The sequence below is a fragment of the Hymenobacter sp. YIM 151858-1 genome (assembly GCF_025979705.1).
GTDB lineage: Bacteria > Bacteroidota > Bacteroidia > Cytophagales > Hymenobacteraceae > Solirubrum.
This window is the reverse complement of the sequence record NZ_CP110136.1, coordinates 2,001,953-2,026,007: the sequence shown is the minus strand read 5'-3', so window position 1 is coordinate 2,026,007 and position 24,055 is coordinate 2,001,953. Positions and strand designations below refer to the sequence as shown.

The window sequence follows — 24,055 nt, the reverse complement described above, 5'->3', positions numbered from 1 at the left end:
TGACCGTTTTTGAGAAGAATGCGTACTATTGTTTAAGCCCACTGCAGCGGCCGCAAAAGTAGGCAATCGGCCCCGACTGACCGCTCAGCATGTTGGCCGCTTTTCTTCTCTCTCCACTGCGCCTTTGGCGTTTTCACATCTATCTAGCTTGGTCGAAAAAGTCATTACGCTTGAGAACGTTTCGCTAGTCGACTTCTTGGGCCCCGACAACCAGAATATCCGCCAACTGGCGGCTGCCTTCCCCGGCAGTAAAATCATTTCGCGCGGAAACGAGATTAAAATCCAGGGCCAAACGGCCGTTATCCAGCGCATCAACGACATTCTTTCGTCGCTGCTCGAGCATTACCACCAGTACGGCCAGGTAACGGACAAAACCGTGGCGCAGTACGTGGGCTCGTCGGATGAGGAGCTGGAGGACGCACGCCTCGCCTCGTCGCCCGACGTGATTTTGTTTGGCGCGAAGGGGGGCATTATCAAAGCCAAAACGGCTAACCAGCAGCGCCTGGTTGATGCCGTAAACAAAAACGACCTGGTGTTTGCCCTCGGGCCGGCCGGTACGGGCAAAACCTACATTTCGGTGGCCTTGGCGGTGCGCGCCCTCAAAAATAAAGAGGTCAAGAAAATCATCATTTCGCGCCCCGTGGTAGAAGCCGGTGAGAGCCTGGGCTTTTTGCCCGGCGACATGAAGGAGAAAGTTGACCCCTACCTGCGCCCGATTTACGACGCGCTGGAGGACATGCTGCCGCCCGAGAAATTCAAGTTCTACCTCGAGAACAAGACCATCGAGATTGCGCCGCTGGCCTACATGCGCGGCCGCACCCTCAACCATGCGTTTGTGCTGCTCGACGAAGCCCAGAACACCACGCCTTCGCAGCTGAAGATGTTTCTGACGCGCATGGGCCCGAACGCCAAAGTGATGGTGAACGGCGACCGTAGCCAGGTAGACTTGCCCACGAAGATTAAATCGGGCTTGTTCCAGGCCTTGGATATTCTGCAGGATGTGCCCGGCATTGGGTTCGTGGAAATGTCGGCCGAAGACGTGGTGCGCCACCGCCTGGTAAAGCAGATTGTAATGGCCTACGACAAGCACGACGCCGACCAGCAACGCGCCCAAGCCGAACGCCCCGTGCGCCCGGCGCGCTACTACCAGCCCGGCCAGCGCCCCACCGACTCCGACGGCGACGACCGCCCGGTGCAGGAGCTGCCCGTAAACCAGGAGCAAGCCTAGGTAGCACTGGCTGATATTTTTCGACGGCGCGGTAGCTTTGCTGCCGCGCCGTTGTGCTTTTACCCAATCTCACCCTCAGTATGATTACCGCCCACCGCATCACCGCTCCCGCCGAACTTCAGCAGGCCTTTGCCATCCGCGAAAAGGTGTTTGTGGAAGGCCAGAACGTGCCGCGCGAGCTGGAGCACGATGCCCACGACCAGGCCGGCGCCACGCACTACCTGGCCCAGGCCGCCGATGGCACGCCCTGCGGCGCTGCCCGCTGGCGCCGCACCGAAGGCGGCGTGAAGCTGGAGCGCTTTGCCGTGCTGGAGGAGTACCGCAACCAGCAAGTGGGCAGCGCCATTCTGAAAGCCGTGCTGCGCGATGTGCAGGCCATGCACCCCGAGGCCACGGTGTACCTGAACGCGCAGCTGCGCGCGGTGCCCTTTTACGAGCGCCACGGCTTCGAGAAAGTAGGCGAGCAGTTTACCGAAGCCGACATTCAGCACTACAAAATGGAGTGGCGCAACCCGGCCGCCGCGGGGCTGTAGGCTGCCTGCCGCGTACCCGTCCCGGCTGCTGCCACCTAGGGTTTGCTTTGCCCGTACACAACCGCCTAGGTCAACCGTACGCGTGAGGCATTCTTAGGCAAAGGCATCTATGGCAATTCGCTCCACCACTATTCCGTGGGCCACGCACCCGGCGGTGCGGTTGGTATTGGCCCTGGTTTTGGGCATCGTCATTTGGTTTTACTGGGGCGCAAGCTTGCCCGATTTGCTGCCCTGGCTGGCCGCAGGCGTGGTGTTGTACCTAGGGGCCAACGGGTGGGCCACAAAGGCAGGCACCTCCGGGGCGCACGATGCCGCGGGGCTACTGGCCCTGGGTGTGCTGGTGCTGGCCGGCACCACCGTAGCCCAACAAGCCACCGAAAGCCGCCGCCCCGAGCACCTCTACCACCAAGGCCCCATCGAGTTTTACCGCGCCGTAGTCGATGATTACACGGTGGTGCGCCCCAATACCTACGCCACTACGTTGCGCGTTTCGGCGGTGCGGGTGGCGGGGCAGTGGCGGCCGGCTCTAGGTGGCGTGCGGGTATCGGTGCCCAGGTACGAGGCCGGGGTGCAGGAGCCGCGCTACGGCCAGGTGTGGCTGGTGCGCGGCGCCCCGGCTCCGGCCAAAGCGCCGCTCAACCCCGGCGAGTTCGACTACCGGCGCTACCTCGGCTACCACCAAATCTACCACCAGCAGTTTGTGCACCCCGATCAGTACCGCGTGCTGGCCGTGCAGCCGCCCAGCTGGCTGCGCCATTACAGCATGCAGGCCGCCAAACAGCTGGAAGGTGTTTTCCGGCGCTACGTTACGGCCAAGCGTGAGTTTGCCATTGCCGATGCCCTGGTGCTGGGCCTGAAAGACGAGGTGGACAGCGACACGAAGCAGGCCTACGCCAACACCGGTACCACGCACATCATGGCCGTTTCGGGGTTGCAGGTGGGCCTGCTGTTCGGGGTGTTGCAGCTGATCCTAGGTCGGTTTTTCGGCAACACGCGCGGGTTTCGGGTGTGGTCGGCAGGGGTGGGGCTGCTGGTAATTTGGGCCTACGCCTTCCTCACGGGACTGTCGGCCTCGGTGCTGCGGGCGGCCGTCATGTTCTCGTTTGTGGCGGTGGCGCGGGCCATGGGGCGGCAAAGCAACATGTACAACACGCTGGCGGTGGCCGCCTTCTGCCTGCTGCTCTACGACCCGTACCTGCTCGTCGACGTGGGGTTTCAGCTCTCGTTTCTGGCCGTGCTAAGCATCGTGTACCTGCAGCCGCGCATTGCCGGCTGGGTTGATGCGCAGGAGTGGACGGCCCGCAAAATCCGGCCGTGGCAACCGCGCTGGCAGCGGAAGCTGCTAGGTGGCGCGGGTTGGGTGTTGGATGCGGTGTGGCAGGCGGTAGCGCTTTCGTTAGCAGCACAAGTGGCCACGTTTCCGCTGGGCTTGTTCTACTTCCATCAGTTTCCGCTCAGCTTTTTGCTCTCCAACCTGGTGGCGGTACCCTTGTCGTCGCTGGCGCTGTACGTGGGCCTGGGGCTGCAAGCGGTGGCTTTTCTGGCCGAAGGCGCCTCGCAACTCACAGGCCTGCAGGCGCTGCTGTGGCTGCCACGGGGCCTGGGCTGGGTGTTCGAAAAGCTGATCTGGCTGTTCAACGAGTACATTGTGTGGGTAGGCGAGGCCATGCCGGGTGCCCTGGTGACAGGCATCCACCTCACGCCGCCGCAAACCTGGCTGCTGTATTTGCTGATTGCCTTGCTGTTGGCGTTTGCCGCGTGGCGGCGGCTGGTGTGGCTCGGTGCCGCTACGGTAGTATTGCTGGGGTTTTCGGGTAGCCGCGTGCAGGCCGACCGCCGCATTGCCGCCGATACGCGCCTGATCATCTACAGCATACCCAGGCGCTCGGCACTGGGCTTGCACGAGGGCGCTTCGGCCCTTATTGTCACGCCCGATTCGTTGCCACTCAACCACACCGAGCAAACCTACCGGGTGCTGCCGGGGCTTATCGAGCGGGGCAACCGACAGGTGCGCTACGTGGCCGGGTGGCCGCCGCATTTGGCCGTGCGCCACCTAGGGCCCGGCGGGCCGGTGCTCCTCAGCTGGCATGGCCGGCGGGTGGCCTTTGTCAGCCAGCGCCTGTGGCAGGGGCAGCGCCCCGTGCCGGTTGATGTGGTGGTGCTGCGCCGCAACGCCCGCGTGTGGCCCGAGCAGCTGCGGGACACCTTCGGACCTAGGGCCCTGGTGGTGTTCGATTCGTCGTGCCGCTCGTGGTACGTGGCGCGCCTGTTGCCGCAACTGCAGGCCGCAGGTATGCGCGTACACGATGTAACGGCGCAAGGTGCTGTCGTTCAGCGGGTAGGAGCTGCATCGAGCGGCGGTTAAGTTGCATAATCCGAGTAAGTTTTGGGTGGCCCCGTCCAAACTCATTATTCCTTCGTACATTCTCATGGTGCGACGCTCCGGCCCAGCTGGTTTTTATGTCGCATCATTTTTGTTAGGTTTGACCTGAGCCCGTTTGGGCCACCGCCGCGCACCGGGCCTGCATGGCCCCGCTCCCGGGCCGCCGCGCCCCGGAACAACGCGCCGCCTTGGCCCTCCACCACACCCCTCACGCAACGACGACTCATGGAAGATATGGCTACCCAGGAGCTAGAAGCGTTACAGTACATTCGCTACGAGGCCAGCGATGCTATTGGCTACATCACGCTCAACCGGCCCGAAAAACGCAATGCCCTCAGCTCGGAGCTGGTAACCGAGCTGAAGCAGGCCTTCGAATACGCCGAAAACGACCCCCACTGCAAAGTGGTGGTGTTGCGCGCCGAAGGCCCGGCCTTTTGCGCCGGCGCCGACCTAGGCTACATTCAGGAGCTGCAGAACTTTGGCTACACCGATAACCTGGCCGACTCCACGCACCTGATGCAGCTGTTTCACCAGATTTACACGCTCAAGAAAATCGTGATTGCGCAGGTACAGGGCCACGCCCTGGCCGGCGGCTGCGGCCTGGCCACGCTCTGCGATTTTTCGTTTGCGGTGCCCGAGGCCAAGTTTGGCTACACCGAGGTGAAGATCGGCTTTCTGCCGGCCATCGTAAGCGTGTTCTTGCTGCGCAAAATAGGGGAGGCCCGTACCAAGCAGCTGCTGCTCACCGGCGACGTGTTTCCGGCCGAAAAAGCGGCGGCCTACAACCTCATCAACGAGGTAGTGCCCGCCGAGCAGCTGGCCGAGCACGTGTACCGGTTTGCCCGCCGCCTGTGCGTCGAGAATTCGGGCCAGAGCATGGAAATAACCAAGGAAATGATTGCCCGCATTCCGGAGCTGCCCCTCGAGGAAAGCCTGCGCTACGCGGCCCGGCTCAACGCCGAGGCCCGCGGCTCCGAAGACTGCCGCCGGGGCATTTCGGCCTTCCTCAACAAAGAAAAAATTACCTGGAACTAGCATCCGGGCAACCACCGCTACGCGCGACGCGCGGCATTCTGCTTCGGGGCACCCGGGTGTAATTAAGCCTACCACCCGCTTGCCGGCAGAGCGCCGCGCGTCGTTGCTGTGCTACTGGCACAGGCGCTAATCATCGCTGCCGCAAGCGTGCGGAGCACGCAAGCACCTAGGCGGTTCATTTAAACAAGTACTACTTTTCGCGGTTACCATCCCATGACTCCTCTGACTGGCGCGGCCCTGGTGGTCTTTACCTTTCTGGGTATGGAATTCGTGGCGTGGTTCATGCACAAATTTGTACTGCATGGCCCGCTGTGGTTTTTGCACCGCTCGCACCACGTGCGGCACCCGCACCGCTTCGAGCGCAACGACTTCTTTTTCCTGTTCTACGGCGGGTTATCGATGCTGCTGATGGTGTACGGTGGCCCCGCGAAAGACTGGCGCTACTGGGTGGGCATGGGCGTAGCCGTGTACGGCACGCTCTACTTTTTCGTGCACGATGTGCTCATTCACCGGCGCCTGCCTTTCTGGAAACGCACGAGCAACGCCTACTTGCGTGCCCTGAACATGGCACACAAAATGCACCATAAAACCACCGGGCGCAGCGGCAGCCAAGAGTTTGGCCTGCTGTGGGTGTCGCCCAAATACTTTACCCTGGCGCGCCGCAAGCCCCAGGCCCGGCGTGCCGCCGCCGCCCAAAGCCACACCACCTAACCTATCGTCATTTCTATTCGTCCTGTTCCGTGGGCCAGTTTTCAATCAAGGACCTGGAAAGCCTTTCCGGTATTAAAGCACATACCATCCGGATGTGGGAGCAGCGCTACGGCGTGCTGCGTCCTGAGCGCACAACCACCAACATCCGCACGTACTGCGATGCCGATTTGCGCCGCCTGCTGAACGTGGCCACGCTCTGCGAGCGGGGGCACCGCATTTCGCAGGTAGCCAGCCTTACCGAGCAGGAGCTGTGCCAGGCCGTGGCGGCCTGCTGCAGCGACCCGCACCAGTACAACCCGCAGATTACCGCCCTGCTTACGGCCACCATGGACATGGACGAGCCCAAGCTAAGCTACGTTATTGCTCGCGCAGCCAAGGAAATCGGGTTCGAGCAAACGATGATTCACATCGTGTACCCCTTTCTGTACCGCATTGGGGTGCTGTGGCAAACGGGCAGCCTGAACCCGGCGCAGGAGCACCTGGCCTCGCATCTGCTGCGGCAAAAGCTGCTGGCCGCCGCCGATGCCCTGCCTGCCGTTGATGCCGAAACCACCACCCGCTGGGTGCTGTTTTTGCCCGAAGGCGAGTTGCACGAGCTGGCCTTGCTGTTTATGAACTACCTGCTGCGCGTGCGCCGGCACCATGTGTTGTACCTGGGCCAAAACCTACCCATCAGCGAGTTGGCTGCTGTGTGCAAGTGCTACAAGCCGCACTATGTGTCGTCGGTGCTTACTACTGTGCCCGAGCGCGAACGGCTGCCCCAGTTTCTGCAAGCGCTGGGCACGCTGTGCCCCACGTCGGAATTCGTGTTGTACGGCCCGGTAGTGCAGTCCGAAGCCGAGCTGCCAATCCGCTTCCGCCGCGTGCAGCGCATGACCGACTTTATTGCCCTTGTGCAACAGCTCGATGTGGCTGAGCCCTTGCCAGCAGGCGCACCCACGGCCTAGGTTTTAGGTTGTTGTATACTGCTAATTATCAGTGCGTTGTATTAAACGCTTTTAACCTCGTACCCGTAACTTTATGTCCTTTCGCAGGCACTATTCATCGGCTTTGAGGTGCGGTTCACCGAGTTTTTCGGGCGTTTCACCGAAACGGAGGAAAAAAGCTTCGGGATACACGTATGCTTAGAAAGTAGTTTCGTATGTTTGTTTAGCTTTTGGCCCCTAAAAGTTAAACAGGCGTATGACCTCCCTGGAATTCACCGACCAAGTACAGAAGATATCCTACTCGCTTCGGCCCGTGGCAATGAACCTCACCCGCGACGCCGATGATGCCAAGGACTTGGTGCAAGAGACGCTGCTGAAGGCCCTGCTGAACAAGGAGAAGTTCAAGGCAGGGACCAACCTGAAGGCGTGGCTCTATACCATAATGCGCAACACGTTTATCAATAATTACAATAAGATAACGAAGCGCAACAGCCACATCGACACCACCGAGTACTTCCAGTACTTCAATACCGATGAGAACTACATCACGCACAACGGCGCCCAGTCGGACTTCGTGGTGACGGACATCAACGAAGCCATTGCGCACCTCGGCCACGAGTACCGCACGCCCTTCATGATGTACTACATCGGCTACAAATACCAGGAAATTGCAGAGAAGCTGCAGATTCCGATTGGCACCGTTAAAAACCGCATTCACATAGCCCGCAAGGAGCTTAAGAGTGCGCTTAAGGTCTACGCTCCCGGCGCGTAGGGGGAAGGAGTAATCGAGTCGGGAGCGTGCACGGGCCGCAAGCTGCAACCTCAACCGGAGGGCGTGGCTTGCGGCCTTTTTCGTGCGGCCCTAGGTGCCCGCCAGCCGCCGCCAAAACAAAGTGCGGGCACATTTGGTAGCTTGCTACCTTTCATCAACAACTGTTCAGCGTTTGAGTACCTCTGCCCAACCCAGTAAGAAAGTAATCGTGATAGGGGCTGGCTTTGCCGGTTTGGCCGCGGCCGCCTCGTTGGCGCAGCGCGGCTACCGCGTAACGGTGCTCGAGAAAAACGACGGCCCCGGCGGGCGGGCGCGCGTATTCAAGGCGCAGGGCTTTACGTTTGATATGGGCCCGAGCTGGTACTGGATGCCCGATGTGTTCGAGCAGTTTTTTGCCCGCTTTGGCCACACGCCGGCCGACTTTTACAACCTCGTTCGCCTCGACCCCTCGTACCGCGTGGTGTTCGGCCACAACGACCAGCTCGACGTGCCGGCCGACATGGAGGCGCTGCGCCGCATGTTTGAGCAGCTGGAACCCGGCGCCGGCCGCCGCCTCGACGATTTCCTGGGTCAGGCGGGCTACAAGTACCGGGTGGGCATGAGCAAATTCGTGAACAAGCCCGGCCGCTCGGTGCTGGAGTTTGCCGATCCGCGCCTGTTGGTTGATGCCATGCGGCTCGATTTGCTCGAGAACATGCACAAGCACGTGCGCCGCTTTTTCCGGCACCCCAAGCTGGTGGAGCTGATGGAGTTTCCGGTGCTGTTCCTAGGTGCCACGCCGCAAAATACGCCTGCCCTGTACTCGCTCATGAACTACGCCGACCTGGCCCTAGGTACCTGGTACCCCATGGGCGGCATGCACGAGATTGTGCGCGGCATGGTGCGCGTGGCCGAGGAGCAAGGCGTGGAGTTCCAGTACAACCAGGAGGTAGAGCAGATCGAGGTGCTGAACGGCCGCGCCACCGGCGTGCGTACCGCCACGGGCTTTGTGGCGGCCGATGTGGTAGTGGCCGGCGCCGATTACCACCACGTGGAGCAACAACTGCTGGCGCCCGAGCACCGGCACTACTCGCCCAAGTATTGGGATACGCGCACCATGGCGCCGTCGTCGTTGCTGTTTTATGTGGGCCTGAACAAGCGCCTGAAAAACGTGCGCCACCACAACCTGTTCTTCGACGAGGACTTCAACCACCACGCCCATGAGATTTACGAGGCGCCCCGCTGGCCCAGCAAGCCGCTGTTCTACGCCTCGGTGCCGAGCGTAACCGACCCGTCGGTAGCGCCCGAGGGCTGCGAAAACCTGTTCCTGCTGATACCCGTGGCCCCCGGCCTGGGCGGCGACGACGAAGCCACCCGCCAGCGCTACTACGATATGATCATGACGCGCCTGGAGCACCATACGGGCCAGAGCGTGCGCGACGCCGTGGTGTACTGCCGCAGCTACGCCCACCGCGACTTCATCGACGACTACCACGCCTTCAAAGGCAACGCCTACGGGCTGGCCAACACCTTGCGCCAGACGGCCATTCTCAAGCCTACGCTCAAAAGCCCCAAAATCAGCAACCTGTACTTTACGGGGCAGCTAACGGTGCCCGGGCCGGGCGTGCCGCCTTCGCTTATTTCGGGGCAGGTGGTAGCCGGCGAGGTAGAGAAGGAAAATGCGCTTGTAAGTTGATAATGAGTAAATTATTAAGCCAGTAGCGCGGCTGGCCTTGCCGCAGGCCACCGTCGGGCTTCTTTGTTGCGTAGTACCAAGCACCACACCACATTTCCAGCATGGCCACCTTTTCACCCGCCGTTTCGCCGCCGCCCGTTGCGGACCACGTGGCCCTTTTCGACCAAGCCAGCCTGGGGTGCAGCAAGCTCATCACCAAGCGCTACAGCACTTCCTTCACGCTGGGCATTCGTAGCCTCGATGCGCGCTTTCACGAGGCCATTTACGCCGTGTATGGCTTTGTGCGCTGGGCCGATGAAATCGTGGATACCTTCCACGACCGCGACAAAACCGCGCTGCTGCGCGAGTTTCGCTCGGAAACCCATCGCGCCATCGACGAGCAGTTCAGCATGAACCCCGTGCTGCACGCCTTTCAGCTGGCCGTGCACCGCTACGGCATCGACCGCGAGTTTATCGATGCGTTTCTGCACAGCATGGCCATGGACCTCGAGGATATCTGTTACAACGAGCCGCTCTACAACGAGTACATCTACGGCTCGGCCGAGGTGGTGGGGCTGATGTGCCTGCGCGTGTTTTGCGAGGGCGACGATGCCCAGTTTGAGCGCCTGCGCCAACCCGCCCGCCGCCTGGGGGCCGCGTTTCAGAAAATCAACTTTTTGCGCGACTTACGCTCCGACTACGAAGACCGCGGCCGCGTGTACTTCCCCGGGGTGTGCTACGAGCAGTTCGACGACGCCTGCAAGCGCCGCATCGAGGACGACATTAAGGCCGATTTCGACGCGGGCTACGCGGGCATTGTGCAGCTGCCGCGCTCGGCCCGCCTGGGAGTGTACCTGGCCTACGTATACTACCTCAAGCTGTTTGCCACCATTCGGGCCTTGCCGGCGCAGCGCATTCTGGCCGGGCGCGTGCGCGTGCCCGACAACACGAAACTTCTGCTGCTGGTTGGGTCGTACTTTCGGTACCGCCTGCGGGCCATCTAAGGCCCCGGCGCCAGTGCCCCGCCCGTGAAACTCCTGTTTGGCCTGTTCTTAACCCTGCTTGTTGCCGTGCTTTCAGCTACCGATACCGACGCCCACTCGCCGTACGCTTTGCCCGCCTTGCGCCGCCACTACCGCCAGGCCGCCGAAAACGAAGAGGCCAGCCGCCGGTTTCATTTGCTGATGCGCGGCTACACCCAGCGCGACGCCGTGGTGCTGGCCTACAAAGCCGCTTCCGAGGCCATTATGGCCAAGCACACCGGGGGCGTGTTCGATAAGCTCGACCGGGTGAAGGCCGCCAGCCAGCAGTTTGATGCCGCCGTGGCCCTTAACCCCAAACACCCCGAGGTGCGCTTCCTGCGCTTCAGCATCGAGAGCAACCTGCCCAAGTTCCTGGGTGCCAGCAAGCACCTCGACGAAGACCGCGCCTTGCTGACGCAGGCCTTGCTGCGCCACCCCCAGTCGGGGCTCGATGCCGAAGGCTTCCGCATCGTGCGCGATTTTATGCTCACCCACAACCACATTGGCGGCCCCGAGGCCGCCAAACTGCGCCAGTTGCCCGAGTAGGTTGTGCGGTACCGGGAGTGTGCTATATTAAAGCAGAATTCACACCTTCTGCCGCACACTCCGCCGCAACCTTCTGCCTGGCTCCTTGGTTACCGAGACAGATATGCCGCTCAACCTCAGTGTCCGCATCGACCCGAATTCCGGCTTTTGCTTCGGGGTTATCTACGCCATTCAGATGGCCGAAGACATCCTCGACGAGCAAGGGTATTTGTATTGCCTTGGCGACATCGTGCACAACGATGAAGAAGTGGAGCGCCTCGAAAAGCGCGGCCTGCGCATCATCGATTACGAAACCCTAGGTGGCCTGCGCGACGAGAAGGTGCTGATACGCGCCCACGGCGAGCCGCCCAGCACCTACCAAATGGCCTTGCAGAACAACCTCACGCTCATCGATGCCTCGTGCCCGGTGGTGCTGAAGCTGCAAAACCGCATCAAGAGCAGCTACGACCGCAAGGAGCGCATTTTCATTTACGGCAAACACGGCCACGCCGAGGTACGCGGCCTGCTGGGCCAAACCCGCGGCGACGCGGTGGTGTTCGAGAACCTCGACGAGCTGCTGCGCCACGAGCTGCCGCCGAACATTACGCTCTACAGCCAAACCACCAAAAGCACCGACAGCTTTTACCGCATTAAGGGCGAGCTGGAGGGGCGGGGCTACCAGGTGGCGGCCAACGATACCATTTGCCGGCAGGTATCGAACCGCGACCATGAGCTGCGCCGCTTTGCCGCCGAGTACGACCAGATTGTGTTCGTATCGGGCACCAAAAGCTCCAACGGCAAGGTGCTGTACCAGGTGTGCAAAAACACCAACGCCAACACGCACTTTATTTCGAAGGTGGAGGAACTGCAGCCCGAGTGGTTTCAGCTGGGCCAAACCATTGGCATTTGCGGCGCCACCAGCACGCCCATGTGGCTGATGGAAGACGTGCGCGATGCCCTGCTTAGATTGTGAGAAAGTGAGCTGGTGAGTTGCTGCCCACGCGGCTGGGCCAACATTGCCAGAACGTACCCATGAAGCTTTTGCAAACGACCCAACCCCCCACCATTTCAGCACCACAGCGCCGCGTAAAGCCCGAGCCGCTGGGCCAGAAGGGGGTTGCCGTGGCCCTGCTGATTTTGGGTACGTGGGCGGCGTTGCTGACGTACCTGTTGGCCTACTACCAGCCTGATTGGCGCACGCCGTGGCCCTATTTGCTGGCCCTGGTGCAAACGCACCTGTACACGGGGCTGTTCATTACGGCGCACGATGCCATGCACGGCGTGGTAAGCAGCAACCGCCGCCTGAACAACGCCCTGGGCACCCTCACGGCGTTGCTCTTTGCCTACAACTGGTTTCCTAGGTTGCTGCCGCGGCACCACGCGCACCACCGGCACGTAGCCACCCCCGACGACCCCGATTTTCATGACGGCAGGCACCCCGGCTTTGCGCTGTGGCTGCTGCGCTTCGCGCGCAACTACATTACGGTGTGGCAAGTGCTGCTGATGGCGGCCACCTTCAACGTACTGAAGCTGTTTTTTCCGGCGGCCAACGTTATTGCCTTCTGGATGCTGCCCGCGGTGCTGGCCACGGTGCAGCTGTTTTACTTTGGCACGTACTTGCCCCACCGCGGCGAGCACGCCCCCGACAACGTGCACAAATCGCGCAGCCAGCTGCCGCACCACCTGTGGGCCTTTGTGAGCTGCTACTTTTTCGGCTACCACTACGAGCACCACGATCAGCCCTACCTGCCGTGGTGGCGGCTGTGGCGCACCAAGCACGCCTAGGTGCTGCCGCGGCGCGGGGCCCTCGGCACCTAGGGCCAGGCTAGTGGGTGCGCCTGATGAGGGCCCGGTTCACGATGCGCTCGGTAACCTTGTCGCGGTACGTTTGGCCCAGGGGCAACGCCTGGCCGCCCACGCGCACCTCCTGGTTGCTCACCGAGTCGATGCGGGTTGAATTGACGAGGTAGGAGCGGTGCGTGCGCACAAACATGCCGGGTGGCAGCTGCTCCTCGATATTTTTGAGGTTGACGAGCGTGAGGTGCGTGCGCCCGTCTACGGTGTTGATTTTGGTGAAATCCTTCAGGGCCTCGATGTACAGCACCTCGCGGTAGTGCAGGCGCACAAACTGCGAATCGGTACGGATGAAGAACGAGCCCCAGCCCGACAGCGCATCGCCCGACTCGGCGGCTGGCACCTGCGCGGTGCGCAGCAGGCCCGCAATTTTGTTAACGGCCTTCAGAAACCGGTCGAGCGAGATGGGCTTCAGCAGAAAGTCGCACACATCGAGGTTGAAGCCCTCCATGGCGTACTGCGGGTACGAAGTCATGAGCACCACCAGCGGCGGCTCGCGCAAGGAGCGCACCAGGTCGAGGCCCGAGAGGTGCGGCATCGTCACGTCGGAAAACAGCACTTGCACCTGATGATCGAGCAAATACCGGTGGGCTTCGAGCGGATCGGTGAACGTGGCTTTTACCTCCAGCACATCCGTCATGGCGGCATAGGCCTGTAGCAAATCCAACACCAGCGGGTCGTCGTCGAGAAGCAAGCAGGTAATCTTCATGACTTGGTTGGGTAGGGGCGTTGGGGTGAATATAGCGAGTTGAAATATTGTGTGCTAAAAATTATTGAAAGAAAACAATGCTGGCATACTGCTACTTCATCTTAGTCGACCACCATTACCGGTTCCTCTATTTTAATAATTAGGTAGTCTGCGGGGTGCAACCTTTTGCGGCCTAACTGCAAATTTGTGCTGGCTACTCGACTGAAAGTGTGTACATTACTGTATGCCTCCGACCGCTCTTTTTCACACCTGCTGCTATGTCTCGTTTTGTTGCCGCCACGCCCCCAATCCAGCCGCTTGTGTTGGGAGTGGCCCTTACCATTCCGCGCCACGAGCGGGCTCGTACCATGCGCACGGGCGTAAGTGCCCGTTCCATTAAGCTGCGCATCGACCCGGCCCTCGACCTGCTGTTTGTTTCGGAAGTAACTCTGCCTTCTAACCTCGATTGTTTGGCCGCGCTTACCTCGCCCAACGTGGTAGCAGTAAGCCTGCGCACCGCCAGCCTCGAGTTGCTGCCCGAAGCGCCCTGCACCGGCCCGCACCGCGGCCCCACGCTCAACGCCCTCTCGAGCGGCCATTGCTTTGTAACCGCCCACGACCGCAAAGCCCACATTGCCTCGTTCGGCGAGCGGCAAGTGCGCCCCGACCGCATCGATATGCAGGTGCAAGGCCACATCAACCTGCTCGAGTACCTGCGCGCCGATTGGTTTACGGTGGAGGTTTCGGGCACGCACCGCCGGCGCCTGAGCAGGCCCTTGCCCCTGCGCCTGCAGCTCACTTTCGATGTGCAGGAGCTTACCCACTCCAACCCGCCGCTTGCGGCCTAATTGATTGGCCCCGAAGCAAAACGGCGACCTAGGTGCCTAGGTCGCCGATTTGCTTCGGGGGGTAGTGCCACCCCGGGCTTATTCGGTGGTGTGCACGCCGTTGGTTTTTTTGCAGCACTCGGGCAAACGCTCGTATGCCTTGGCGTTAGCGGTTTTCGCATCGGCATCGTAGCCGGTGGCCACCACGGCCGAGCGCAGGGCGTCGGCATTGGTTTTATCGGTGCGGTAGGTAACCGTGAGCATTTGCGTGGGCACGTTCAGCACGGCAGCCTGCACGCCTTTTTCGTAGGCCAAAGCCTTTTCGAGGCGGGCTTTGCACATATCGCACACGGCCGAGGTTTTGATGCTCACCTGCTCGGTGCCGGCTTTCTGCTTGGCTTTGGGAGCGGTGTCCTGGGCGTGCGAGAACTGGGTACCAACAACGGCCAGCAGGCCAAAGGAAAGTGCGCGGAGGGTTTTCATGATTACAGAAGGAAGAAAAAAGGAGAGAAGTTTCGGGGGGTGCAGGGCACTGAGTACTAGCTACCGATTACCCTGTACCAAATACTATTCCAGCCGGAAGCGCATGCCGAGGTAAGTCAAACGCCCATAGATGGGGCCCCAGTTCATGGCAGCATCAAACATGGGTCCGAAAGGCTGCGCGGCTGCGTCGATGGGGTTGCGCTGCCGGAAATTGGTCAGGTTTTCGACGCCGGCGTACACATCGATGCGCTTAAAGGCGCGGGTAAGCTGGGCGTTGAGCAAGGCGTAGCGCGGGGCGTAGCGCAGCACCGGGCCGGCAGCGCCGGCGTCGTGCTGGTGCATCAGGCTGGGGGCGTAGGGGCGCTTGCCGTACCACTGGGCCGTGAGGTCGGCGCGCCACTTGTCGTAGGCACTGGCGTAGCCCACGTTGGCAAACAAGCGGTGCTGCGGCGTAAGCGGCTTGGGCAGCAGGCGGTTGCCGTAGCTGGTTTTCACATCGAGCCATTTATAGGCAGCTTTGGCGTGCAGGCCTTTCACGGGCTCAATTTGCACTTCGGCCTGGAAGCTGCGCGAAAACGAGCGGCCGCCCGGCGCCAGGTTGCCGATAATGAGCATCGAGGGCAACGAATAGGGGTCGGCTACCACCTGGTTCTGGAAGATGGTGTGGTAGTAATCGGCCACAAACGTTGCCTGCCTGCCGGCCACCGTAAAGTACTGCGACACGGAGCCGCCCACATTCCAGGCCCGCTCGGCCTGCAGGTTGTTGGCAATGCTGAAGGGGCGGCTGCTCACCAGCATGCCCGTGTTTTCGGCAATGGGGTTGGCTACGCGGTAGCCACGGCCAGCCGCCAGGCGCAACACCGTGCTGCTGGTGGGGTCGTACTTCACGTTCAGGCGCGGCGTCACGAACCAGCCGTAGAGGTTGTGGTAATCGGCGCGGGCGCCGGCCACTACCGTCAGGTTACGCGAGTTTTGGTAGGTGTACTCGGCAAAAGCGCCGGGCACGCGCTCGGTGCGGGCGCGCCGCTCGCGCTGGCGGGTTTGCTCCGGCGTTTCGGCCGCGTTGGGGCCCGTGCGCAGGTACTCCTGGTAGTCGTCGTAGAGGTAGCTGGCACCTAGGCGGTACACGTGCGCGGTGTTGCCGATGGCGCTCTGGAACAGCAGCGTTGCCAGCCCGGTGCGTTGCGTGCCATCGTACCGGCGCTGCGGCCTAAACAGGTTGCCCTCTTGCAGCACCACATCAAACGGCAAACCATACGTGCTGCCGCCAAACGTGGAGTTAAAGCTATGGCTGGTGCCCGAAAGCAGCAGGCCCAGGCTCTGGTAGGGCTTGGTGGGCCAGGTGTAGGAGGTTTTGTTGTAGGCCGTGTAGCGGTTGGTTGCCTGCGTGATGCCGTAGTTGGGGTTGCCCACCTCCTCGGCCCGAAAACCAACCTGGCCACCTAGGCGCGTTTCGCGCAGCGCACCCACGCCCAGCTCGCTTACCACGGCCTTGCCCGACTTGTACTTCCACTTGTTCATCAGGTTGTACTGCGTGGCCAGGGGCAGGTCCATGAACCCGTCCCGGTTGCGGTCGATGCGGTTGCCTAGGTGGTCGGCGTGCAGCAGCAGGGCGGTGCTCAGCTTGGGGTTGATGCGGGCCGAGGTGTTGAGGTTCAGGTCGAATTTGCCGAAGTCGTTGACGTAGGCGTTGAACAGCAGGCGGTCGGTGGCATCGGGCTCCTTCAGCCGCACGTTCACCTGCCCCGAAACCGACTCGTAGCCATTCACCACCGAGCCCATGCCCTTGATGATGTCGATGCTCTCGATCCAGGGGCCGGCCAGGTAGTTAAGGCGGTATGGCGACGACAGGCCGCGCAGCGCCGGCAGGTTATCCACCGTCAGCAGCGAGTAAGAGCCATCCAGGCCCAGCAGCTGAATTTGCTTGGCCCCCGAAGCAGCATCGGTGGTCGAAACCTCAACCGAAGCGTTGGTCTCGAAGCTTTCGGCCAGGTTGCAGCAAGCCGACTTGGTCAGGTCTTGCGCGCTGATTACCTGCGTGTTGGTAGGTGTGAGCGAGGAGTAGCTCGGGGCCCGCTCGGTAATCACAACTTCCTGCAGCTCGGCGCTGCCCTTAAGGGCTACCCGAACGTAGGGAGCGGCCTGCACGGTATCGGGGCGGTAGCCCAGGGCATTTACCACGAGCCGCCCGGAGGTAGCTTTAGTAGAATAAGGCAGCACGAACAAGCCCTTGTCGTCGGTGGTGGCGGCTTGGTCGGTGCCGAGCCAGCGCACAATGGCGCCGGGCAAGGCGGCGCGCGAGGCGCCATCGGTTACTTCGCCGCGTACGGGTTTGGGCGCGGCAGTTGATTGAGCGAATGCGGCCGGCGCGGCCCCAAGCAGGAGCAAGGGCGCAAGGCGCAGGGCGCGGCTTCGCAACGAAGCAGGCATAAAGTCAAGAGGTTAGGTCTTCCGGAGAGGAGAGGGATGGCCGCGCAGGGCCAAGCCAGCCAACACCAAACGGTGCCGGCATTGCCGAAAAAGAGCCTAACCTAGACGTTGAGCGTGCACTTGAAGGCCAGCAAAGCACGGCCCGCTCGGAGGGGAGGAGAGGAGTCGGACGCGTGCCAGGTAAGCTGGGGCGCAACAGCTGCGGCTGCCGTTGCCTGCGGCGCCCAAACCGGTTGGGGCAGCACGGCCAGCAGAGCAGGCGCAACTACTTTCAGCAGCGGCCCCGAGGATGCCGCGGTATCGACCTTGTGGTGATGGGCGCTGAAGTCGCAGCAGCCGTCTTTCACCGATGCCTTGGCAACGGGAGCGGGCTTATTGCAGGCCGGCGGCGCGTCGGCAACGGCGGCTTTGGGTGCGCACACGTGGTGCGGCGTAAGTACTACCGCCCGTTGCGTTTGCCCGCTGGCAAAGCAAGTGTGCTGCTGCACCGTGAGGCCCACCGACGAGGTGAGCACCAGCAGGGCCAGCCACAGGCTTGTCAGGCGCAGGAGCAACGAGCGTTTCTTCACAGTACAAAGATACGCAGTAAGCCCGAGCCGCGACCGTACAGATAAAGGCCGGGCCAGTACATGATTTTGGCTTTGCCCTAGGTACCGAAGTAGCCTTGCTGCCAATTTGGCAAGCGCCAGCAGCTGCTACCACTTTCTGCCCCAGGCGCTAGTCAACCTACACAAAAAGCCCTCAGATTGCCCAAAACGGGCTTTTTTGGCAGTGGTAGAAAATGGTAAATGGTGGTTGCCTTTTCGAAGGGCTTGCGTACTTTTGTTTACCGACCTCGTGCACGTACCCCATCCGCAAAGCTACGGCTTCTTTTTGCCCCTAACCTATGAACCTGCTCTCCGGCGAATACGAATGCAAGCTCGACCCGAAAGGGCGGCTCGTGTTGCCGGCGAAGGTAAAGGCCAACCTGCCCGAGCAGTCGGGTAGCCAATTGGTGCTGGTGCGAGGGTTTGAGCCGTGCCTGGTGCTTTACCCTAGGTCGGCGTGGCGCGTGATTCATGAGAAAGTGATGGCGCTCGACGAGTTCAACGAGGAGTACCGCCAGTTTCAGCGCAACTTCTTCCGGGGCATGACGGAGGTAGAGCTCGATAACATCGGGCGCTTTGGCCTGCCGCGCACCATGTTGCGCTACGCCGGCATCGAGAAGGAGGCCATCATCGTGGGCTTGGGCAACCGCTGCGAAATCTGGGACCCCACGCGCTACGACGAATACCTGATTAAAGACCAGCAGAGCTTCTCGAAGCTGGCACAGAAATTTTTGACCAACGAAACGCCGCCGGCGGGCGGTTTGGCCGCATAACAATGGAAACTCCCAACGCGACCTACCACCGCCCCGTGATGCTGCAGGAGTGCCTCGATGGCCTCGATCTGCAGCCCAATGGCCGCTACGTCGATGTTACTTTCGGCGGCGGCGGGCACTCGTGGGCTATTCTGGAGCGCCTGGGTCCGGATGGCCACTTGTACTCCTTCGACCAGGATGCCGACGCCGAGCGCCAGGCCCAGCGCCTGCTCGCGGGCCCGCGGGCCGATCGGTTCACGTTTATCCGGGCCAATTTCGGCGAGCTGCAGGCCGAGCTGGAGCGCCGCGGGGCTGCCCCCGTCGATGGGCTGCTTGCCGACCTAGGGGTGTCGTCGTACCAGTTCGATACGCCGGAGCGCGGCTTCAGCACCCGCTTCGACGGACCGCTTGACATGCGCATGAACCCCGACGAAGGCCCCACCGCCGCCGACGTGGTAAACGAGTACGGCGAGGCCGAGCTGCACCGCATTTTTGGCATGTACGGCGAGGTAACCAACGCCCGCACCCTGGCCAAGGCCGTGGTGCAAAGCCGGGGCGGCCGCGGCATCGAAACCATTGCCGATCTGAAAAAAGCCATTGCCAGCTGCACCCCGCGCGGCAAGGAAAACAAGTACCTGGCGCAGGTATTTCAGGCCTTGCGCATCGAGGTAAACAACGAATTGACGGTACTGGAGGCCATGCTGGAGCAAGCCGCCCAGGTGCTGCGGCCGGGCGGGCGGCTGGTGGTCATGTCGTACCACTCGCTCGAAGACCGGCTGGTGAAAAACTACCTAGGCACGGGCAAATTCTTCGGGGAGGTAGAAAAGGATTTGTTCGGCAACCCGCAGAAACCTTTTGAGGTGCTCACGCGCAAACCCGTTACGGCTTCCGAAGAAGAGCTGCAGCTGAACAACCGTGCCCGCAGCGCCAAGCTGCGCGTGGGCGTGCGCAACGAGTTCGTTATCAAACCCAAGCACTGAATCGTCCGTGGCCGTTAATACGCTTCGTCCTACTACGCACCAGCCGCGCCAGAACGTGCCGCGCGAGGTAGCGCCGCCGGCCCCCGAGCCCGAGCAGCTGCCCGAGCCGGAACCGGTGCCCGAGCCCAGGCGCCCGCGCCCCGAGCCGGAGACCAAGCCGCGTCGGCAGTCTACCTGGAGCATCTTCTCGGTAGTCGAGAAAGTAGTAAACGTCGATGGCCTGTTCCGCGACGGCGTGCCCGTGCGCTTTCTGCCGCACACGCTGTTCGTGATGTTCCTGATTCTGCTCTACATCGGCAACACGCACTACGCCACGCGCATGAACCGCAGCATTCAGAAGCTGAAAGTGGAAACCGAAGACCTGCGCGCCGATTACACCACCCTGAAATCGGATTACATGGAGGCCAGCAAGCAAAGCGAGGTGGCGCGCAAGGTGGCCGCCTACGGCCTGGTCGAAAGCTCGTCGCCGCCTTTCCGCATTACGGTGCCGGCCGGCGGCCTCGATGAAGCCGAACTCGACCGCCTGCCGGTGATTACCGCCGACTCCCTGGCCGCCCGCGCCGTGCGCGACTCCGCCGCCGTAGATTCGGCAACCCAGCCTGCTGCCGCGCCCACCCCCGAAGAAGAGCAACACTAGCCATAGGCATGAGCAAGCAGGGCAGCGTTAAGAAATCCATCGTTACACGAGTTCGGCTCGCCTTTTTGGGCGTACTGCTGTTTTCGTGCGCCATCGTCTGGAAGATTCAGCGCATTCAGTACCAGGAAGGGGAGCGGTGGCGCGCCCTGGAGCAGGAGCGCCGCATTGTGTACCAACCGGTGTTTGCTACGCGCGGCAACATTTTCTCCGACAACGAGAGCATTATGGCTACCTCGCTGCCCTTCTACCGGGTGGCCTGGGACCCCTCGGTGGTAAGCGACGAGCTGTTCAACCGCAAAGCCGATTCGTTGGCGCTGCTGCTGTCGCGCTTTTTCGGCGACCGTAGCAAAGACGAGTACCTGCGCAAGCTCAAAAACGCGCACAACCCCAAAGCCCGGGTGCGCTACGTGCGCCTCAACTCGCGGCAAATCAACTTTCAGGAGAAAAAGCTACTGGCTACCTGGCCCATTTTCCGGGCTGGCAAAAACCGCGGCGGCGTCATCTTCGAGAAGGTGGATAAGCGTTTCCGGCCCTTCGGCGGCCTGGCGCAGCGCACCATTGGCTTCATCAACGAAGAAAAGCACGGCGCGGGCCTCGAGTACACTTTCAACAAGCAATTGGCCGGCAAGGATGGCGAGGCGCTGTTCGAGCGCCTGCCCGGCGGCCTGAAGCCCGTGTACGACGCGGCCGAAGTGAAGCCGCTCGATGGCTACGACATCAAAACCACCATCGACATCAACCTGCAGGACGTGGCCGAGAATGCCCTGTTGCGCAGCCTGATGGACAACAACGCGCAGTACGGCACGGTAATCCTGATGGAGGTGAAAACCGGCGAAATCAAGGCTGTGGCCAACCTAGGGAAAGTGGCCGACGGCGTGTACCGCGAGGATTACAACTACGCCATTGCCGACCAGGGCCGTACCGAGCCGGGCTCTACCTTTAAGCTGGCCTCGATGATGGCCTTGTTTGAAGACAACCCCGAGCTCGACCTGAACGACTCCGTAAACACCGGCCGCACGGGATCGATGAAAATTGCCGGGGCCGTCAAGACCGACTCGCACCCCTACGGCAAAATATCGGTGCAGCAGGTGTTCGAGAAGTCGTCGAACATTGGCGTGGCCAAGCTGGTGAACGACCACTTCAGCCCCGAGCCCAACAAGTACACCGACTACCTGAAGAAATTTGGCCTGCACCAGCCCCTGGGTTTTCAGATGAGCGGCGAGGCCCGGCCCTACATCAAAGACCCCCAAGACCGCTCCTGGAGCCGCACCTCGCTCTCCACCATGAGCATCGGCTACGAGCTGAAGCTGGCGCCGCTGCAAACGCTGGCCTTCTACAACGCCGTGGCTAACAACGGCGTGAAAGTGCAGCCCATCATCGTGCGCGAAATCAAGCAGGCCGACCAGGTGCTGGAGCGCTTCGAGACGAAGGTGCTGAACCCCAAAATCTGCTCCGACGCTACGCTGGCCAAAGTAAAGGCCATGATGGAGGGGGTGGTGGAAAACGGCACGGCCCGCGGTATTCGTACGCCCGACTACAAGATTGCCGGCAAAACCGGCACGGCCTGGAAATTCAAGAACGGCCGCTACACCAAAACCTACTCCACCAGCTTCTGCGGCTACTTCCCGGCCGATAAGCCCAAGTATTCGTGCATCGTGGTGGTCGATTCGCCCAAGAACGGCCGCATCTACGGTGCCGACGTAGCCGCCCCGGTGTTCCGCGAGGTATCTGATAAAGCCATGGCCCGCGACCAAGCCAGCCAGCGCCCCCTTCTGGCCCGTGCGCCGCTGCGCAAAGCCCTGGTGCCTGCCGCTCATACCGGCCTGCAAGAAGACCTGCAACTGGTGTGCAGCCGCCTAGGTGTCAGCAACCACGCCGAGGGCTCGTCGGCCGATGAGTGGGTGCGAGCCGATACGCAGCAGGGCATTAAGGCGCTGCAATGGCAGCCCCTGCCGGTGCGCCGGGGCCGCGTGCCCAATGTAGCAGGCCTAACCCGCCGCGATGCGCTGTTTATGCTCGAGAACCGCGGCTTGCGCGTACGCACCGTGGGTACGGGCCGCGTTACGCGGCAATCGTTGCCGGCCGGGGCGCCGCTGCAACGCGGCGCCACCATTATGCTGGAACTCAAAGACCCCACCGTGGTAGCGAAAGCCGCGCAGCCCGTGCTGCCTTACGCTCCGCCCAAGCCCACCGTGGCGCCCGAGCCCACGGTAATACCCGAGCCCGTTTCGGCCAGCGGCCAGCCCACCGCCCGCCCCGATGGCCAGGGTACGTTGTACCCCGGCCTGAAGCCTGCGCGCTCGCGCTAGCCTCGGCCGCGCTTAACCCATTCTCCGACCCTTCCGCTGCTCTACTGCTCTTGTCTTCGCTAACCTCCACTCCCCAGCACCCGCTTCGCGACTTACTCACCGACGTAAACGTGCTCGAGCAGCGCGGCGCGGCTGACGTACTCGTTGCTAACCTCACCCTCGATTCGCGCCAGGCGGCCGCTGCTACGGTTTTTTTCGCGCTGCGCGGCGTGCAGGCCGATGGTCATCAGTTTATCGGCAAGGCCACCGACCTAGGGGCCAGCGTGGTGGTGTGCGAAGAACTCCCGGCGGAGCTAAGCGAACAGGTTACGTATGTACGGGTGGCGGATAGCGCCGAAGCCATGGCGCACATGGCGGCGGCGTTCTACGGGCATCCATCCAAGCAGCTGAAGCTGGTAGGCGTAACGGGTACCAACGGCAAAACCACCACCGCTACGCTGCTGCACAAGCTGTTTACGGCGCGGGGCTACAAAGCCGGCATGCTCTCTACGGTGCAAAATCAGATTGGCGAGGAGGTAATCCCCGCTACGCACACCACGCCCGATGCCATCCGGCTGAACGAGCTGCTGGCACGCATGGTGGCCGCTCGGTGCACGCATGCCTTTATGGAGGTTAGCTCGCACTCCGTGGTGCAGCACCGTGTAACGGGCCTGCACTTTGCCGGCGGCATCTTCACCAATCTCACCCACGACCACCTCGATTACCACGGCACGTTCGATAACTACATAAAGGCCAAAAAGGGCTTTTTCGACATGTTGCCCGCTTCGGCCTTTGCCCTCACCAACGCCGACGACAAGCGCGGCATGGTAATGCTGCAGAATACCAAGGCCAGCAAGGCCACTTACTCCATGCGCAGCCTCGCCACGGTACGCGGCCGCCTCATCGAAAATAGTGTGGAAGGGCTGCTGCTCGAAGTGGACAGCCACGAAGTGCAGTTCCGCCTGATTGGGGTATTCAACGCCTACAACCTGCTGGCCGTGTATGGTGCGGCTACGCTGCTGGGCGAAGACCCCGAAGAAACCCTGACGGTGCTTTCGGGCCTAACCTCGGCGCCGGGCCGCTTCGAGCCGATTGTGTCGCCGCGTAAGCGCGTGGTGGGCATTGTGGATTACGCCCACACGCCCGACGCGCTGGAAAACGTGCTGACAACGATTGCGGAAATTCGCCGGCCCGACCAACAGGTGATTACCGTGGTGGGCTGCGGCGGCAACCGCGACGCGGCCAAGCGCCCCGTAATGGCCGAGCTGGCCTGCCGCTTGTCCGACCGCACGGTGCTTACCTCCGACAACCCCCGCTTCGAAGACCCGAACGAAATCCTGAAGCAGATGCAAGCGGGCGTACGCCCCACCGACGCGGGCAAGTACCTCACCGTGCCCGACCGCCGCGAAGCCATCAAAACCGCGTGCGCCATTGCCCGGCCCCAGGACATTGTGCTGGTAGCCGGCAAAGGCCACGAAACCTACCAGGAAATCCAAGGCCAGCGCACCGCCTTCGACGACCGTGAAGTGCTGCGCGAAGCTTACGAACTGCTGAGCTTGTAATTGCAGGTCTTCCGAACGTCATGTCGAGCGCAGTCGAGACATCTCGCCGGATAGTAATTTCTATCAAACATCAGCACGCGAGATGTCTCGACAAGCTCGACATGACGTTTGAATGAGTTCGTCCGACAACGACCCGATTAGCACAAAATCACTACAAACGCAACGTTTGACCGCACCC

General features: G+C 61.7%; 21 protein-coding genes and 1 pseudogene. 18 read left to right on the top strand and 4 right to left on the bottom strand.

Annotated features, from left to right (window positions below; all coding sequences use genetic code 11):
- Positions 1-148 precede the first annotated feature (148 nt).
- From OIS50_RS09005 to OIS50_RS08950, 12 genes are all read left to right on the top strand, one after another.
- The gene (locus tag OIS50_RS09005; RefSeq protein ID WP_264694043.1) at positions 149-1,228 is read left to right on the top strand and encodes a PhoH family protein; all 1,080 of its coding nucleotides are present in this window, start codon (positions 149-151) and stop codon (positions 1,226-1,228) included.
- 80 nt (positions 1,229-1,308) lie between these two features.
- Positions 1,309-1,761 carry a GNAT family N-acetyltransferase gene (locus tag OIS50_RS09000; protein ID WP_264694041.1) on the top strand — a complete coding sequence of 151 codons (453 nt, stop codon included), beginning with the start codon at positions 1,309-1,311 and terminating at the stop codon, positions 1,759-1,761.
- A gap of 109 nt (positions 1,762-1,870) precedes the next feature.
- Positions 1,871-4,126: a ComEC/Rec2 family competence protein gene (locus OIS50_RS08995; RefSeq protein ID WP_264694039.1), complete on the top strand. Its 2,256-nt coding sequence runs from the start codon at positions 1,871-1,873 to the stop codon at positions 4,124-4,126.
- 243 nt (positions 4,127-4,369) lie between these two features.
- Positions 4,370-5,179, top strand: coding sequence for an enoyl-CoA hydratase/isomerase family protein (locus tag OIS50_RS08990; protein WP_264694037.1), 810 nt, complete (start codon positions 4,370-4,372; stop codon positions 5,177-5,179).
- 213 nt (positions 5,180-5,392) lie between these two features.
- On the top strand, positions 5,393-5,890 hold the full coding sequence (locus OIS50_RS08985; RefSeq protein ID WP_264694035.1) for a sterol desaturase family protein: 498 nt from the start codon (positions 5,393-5,395) through the stop codon (positions 5,888-5,890).
- Between the two features lie 29 nt (positions 5,891-5,919).
- Positions 5,920-6,837: a MerR family transcriptional regulator gene (locus OIS50_RS08980; protein WP_264694033.1), complete on the top strand. Its 918-nt coding sequence runs from the start codon at positions 5,920-5,922 to the stop codon at positions 6,835-6,837.
- Positions 6,838-7,072: 235 nt separating this feature from the next.
- Positions 7,073-7,588 (top strand): RNA polymerase sigma factor, encoded by a 516-nt coding sequence (locus OIS50_RS08975; RefSeq protein ID WP_264694031.1) that lies wholly within the window; start codon positions 7,073-7,075, stop codon positions 7,586-7,588.
- 172 nt (positions 7,589-7,760) lie between these two features.
- Positions 7,761-9,263, top strand: coding sequence for a phytoene desaturase family protein (locus OIS50_RS08970; protein ID WP_264694029.1), 1,503 nt, complete (start codon positions 7,761-7,763; stop codon positions 9,261-9,263).
- Positions 9,264-9,364: 101 nt separating this feature from the next.
- On the top strand, positions 9,365-10,246 hold the full coding sequence (locus OIS50_RS08965; protein WP_264694027.1) for a phytoene/squalene synthase family protein: 882 nt from the start codon (positions 9,365-9,367) through the stop codon (positions 10,244-10,246).
- 24 nt (positions 10,247-10,270) lie between these two features.
- Positions 10,271-10,810, top strand: a complete 540-nt coding sequence (locus OIS50_RS08960) for a hypothetical protein (RefSeq protein WP_264694025.1) — start codon at positions 10,271-10,273, stop codon at positions 10,808-10,810.
- A 103-nt stretch (positions 10,811-10,913) separates the two neighbouring features.
- Positions 10,914-11,762, top strand: coding sequence for a 4-hydroxy-3-methylbut-2-enyl diphosphate reductase (locus OIS50_RS08955; protein WP_264694023.1), 849 nt, complete (start codon positions 10,914-10,916; stop codon positions 11,760-11,762).
- 59 nt (positions 11,763-11,821) lie between these two features.
- Positions 11,822-12,574, top strand: coding sequence for a fatty acid desaturase (locus OIS50_RS08950; RefSeq protein WP_264694021.1), 753 nt, complete (start codon positions 11,822-11,824; stop codon positions 12,572-12,574).
- 40 nt (positions 12,575-12,614) lie between these two features.
- Here OIS50_RS08950 and OIS50_RS08945 read toward each other — a convergent pair whose 3' ends face one another.
- Positions 12,615-13,352, bottom strand: a complete 738-nt coding sequence (locus tag OIS50_RS08945) for a LytR/AlgR family response regulator transcription factor (protein ID WP_264694020.1) — start codon at positions 13,350-13,352, stop codon at positions 12,615-12,617.
- A gap of 257 nt (positions 13,353-13,609) precedes the next feature.
- On the opposite strand from OIS50_RS08945, the gene OIS50_RS08940 reads away from it, so the two are divergent.
- A complete protein-coding gene (locus OIS50_RS08940; protein WP_264694018.1) occupies positions 13,610-14,179 on the top strand; it encodes a hypothetical protein in 570 nt (189 codons plus the stop codon).
- Positions 14,180-14,257: 78 nt separating this feature from the next.
- On the opposite strand, the gene OIS50_RS08935 is transcribed toward OIS50_RS08940, so the two are convergent.
- The 3 genes from OIS50_RS08935 to OIS50_RS08925 all read right to left on the bottom strand — a co-directional run bounded on the left by OIS50_RS08935 (position 14,258) and on the right by OIS50_RS08925 (position 17,640).
- Complete coding sequence (locus OIS50_RS08935) at positions 14,258-14,641, bottom strand: heavy-metal-associated domain-containing protein (protein ID WP_264694016.1); 384 nt, start codon at positions 14,639-14,641, stop codon at positions 14,258-14,260.
- Positions 14,642-14,725: 84 nt separating this feature from the next.
- The gene (locus tag OIS50_RS08930) at positions 14,726-17,071 is read right to left on the bottom strand and encodes a TonB-dependent receptor (RefSeq protein ID WP_264694014.1); all 2,346 of its coding nucleotides are present in this window, start codon (positions 17,069-17,071) and stop codon (positions 14,726-14,728) included.
- Between the two features lie 101 nt (positions 17,072-17,172).
- Positions 17,173-17,640, bottom strand: coding sequence for a hypothetical protein (locus OIS50_RS08925; protein WP_264694012.1), 468 nt, complete (start codon positions 17,638-17,640; stop codon positions 17,173-17,175).
- 317 nt (positions 17,641-17,957) lie between these two features.
- On the opposite strand from OIS50_RS08925, the pseudogene mraZ reads away from it, so the two are divergent.
- The 5 genes and pseudogenes from mraZ to OIS50_RS08900 form a co-directional block, all read left to right on the top strand.
- Positions 17,958-18,408: pseudogene (gene mraZ, locus OIS50_RS08920) on the top strand (division/cell wall cluster transcriptional repressor MraZ); the annotation flags it as partial.
- 25 nt (positions 18,409-18,433) lie between these two features.
- Positions 18,434-19,390 carry a 16S rRNA (cytosine(1402)-N(4))-methyltransferase RsmH gene (gene rsmH / locus OIS50_RS08915; RefSeq protein WP_264694008.1) on the top strand — a complete coding sequence of 319 codons (957 nt, stop codon included), beginning with the start codon at positions 18,434-18,436 and terminating at the stop codon, positions 19,388-19,390.
- Between the two features lie 7 nt (positions 19,391-19,397).
- Positions 19,398-20,027: an FtsL-like putative cell division protein gene (locus tag OIS50_RS08910; protein ID WP_264694006.1), complete on the top strand. Its 630-nt coding sequence runs from the start codon at positions 19,398-19,400 to the stop codon at positions 20,025-20,027.
- An 8-nt stretch (positions 20,028-20,035) separates the two neighbouring features.
- Positions 20,036-22,336 carry a penicillin-binding protein gene (locus OIS50_RS08905; protein WP_264694004.1) on the top strand — a complete coding sequence of 767 codons (2,301 nt, stop codon included), beginning with the start codon at positions 20,036-20,038 and terminating at the stop codon, positions 22,334-22,336.
- A gap of 50 nt (positions 22,337-22,386) precedes the next feature.
- The gene (locus OIS50_RS08900; protein WP_264694002.1) at positions 22,387-23,877 is read left to right on the top strand and encodes a UDP-N-acetylmuramoyl-L-alanyl-D-glutamate--2,6-diaminopimelate ligase; all 1,491 of its coding nucleotides are present in this window, start codon (positions 22,387-22,389) and stop codon (positions 23,875-23,877) included.
- Positions 23,878-24,055: the final 178 nt, after the last annotated feature.